This is a genomic window from Parafrankia colletiae (assembly GCF_001854655.1).
Lineage (GTDB): Bacteria > Actinomycetota > Actinomycetes > Frankiales > Frankiaceae > Parafrankia > Parafrankia colletiae.
Window position 1 is genome coordinate 1 of sequence record NZ_MBLM01000069.1, and the last position, 1,206, is coordinate 1,206.

Here is a 1,206-nt window from a genome sequence, read left to right on the forward strand (position 1 = left end):
CCTCACCCCGCAGACGGCGACCGCCTCGTCCACCGCGTCCCGCGGGACCGCCGTCACCAACACCCCGACCGACACCTGGTCCGGGGTCACCATCGAAGCCACGAACCGTGACCAAACCACCCACCAGCACAGATGCCACGCCGCCACGCCGTACCAACCCACCAGCCAGCACCAGCGGAAGATCAACCATCCAAGATCGACTTAAGCTTCACGGCATTGATCCTTGCCCTGCCGTTGGYCGTTGGGCCCGCCGCGGCTCCCGCTGCGCAGGCTGACTCGCCCGCCRGAGGGTCGTTCTCCGTCCTCACCTACAACATTGCGGGCCTTCCCGAAGCGCTTTCCGACGCGCCGACGCCCCGCGCGGAGAGCACGACCGCCATCGGACAGCGGCTCGCGCCCTACGACGTCGTGCAGGTGCAGGAGGATTTCAACTACCACGCCAACCTCTATGCCTCCGACACCCACCCGTACCGGACACCAACCAGCGGCGGTGTTCCCTTCGGCGGCGGRCTCAATACTCTCTCGGACTTCAGCTACAGCGATCTCGCCCGGGTGGCATGGAACAACTGCAGCACCTTCGACAGCGCCGACTGTCTGACCCCCAAGGGCTTCACTCTCAAGCGGATCCGGCTGGGGGAGGGTATCTACGTCGACTTCTACAACCTGCACGCCGACGCGGGGGGGCACCAGCGCCGATCTGGCCGCCAGGGCATCGAACCTGAACCAGTTGGCCGCCTACATCTCCTCGCACTCGGCAGGTAACGCCGTGGTGGTGATGGGCGACACCAACGCCCGGTACACCCGGGCAGGCGACACCATCGCCACCTTCGCCGCCGCCAACGGCCTCACCGACACCTGGGTGGCACTGGAACGCGGCGGGGTGGCGCCCGCCCTCGGCAGCCCTGCGCTGACCTGCGACGATGCGGCGCCCACCGACACCTGCGAGGTCGTCGACAAGGTCCTGTACCGGAGCAGCCGTCTCGTCACGCTGAACGCCACCGGCTACGCGAACCGGAACGCCGACTTTCTGAACGGTCAGGGCGTTGCGCTCTCGGACCACTTCCAGCCACGCGGAGACGGACAGGATGCTCACCGGGTGGAAACGCGACCCCGGGACGGTGCGGCTCGCCGAGCCGTCGAAGGGCCCGTTGCAGGCGGCGCTGCGGCATCTGCAGAGGGCGTTCGTGAACTTCTGGGAGAAACGGG

2 pseudogenes are annotated in these 1,206 nt (G+C 67.7%); both read left to right on the forward strand.

The window, feature by feature from the left end:
• Positions 1–132: 132 nt before the first annotated feature.
• Positions 133–1,060, forward strand: a pseudogene (locus CC117_RS40445) (jacalin-like lectin); the annotation flags it as partial.
• A 4-nt stretch (positions 1,061–1,064) separates the two neighbouring features.
• Positions 1,065–1,206: pseudogene (locus CC117_RS40450) on the forward strand (RNA-guided endonuclease TnpB family protein); the annotation flags it as partial.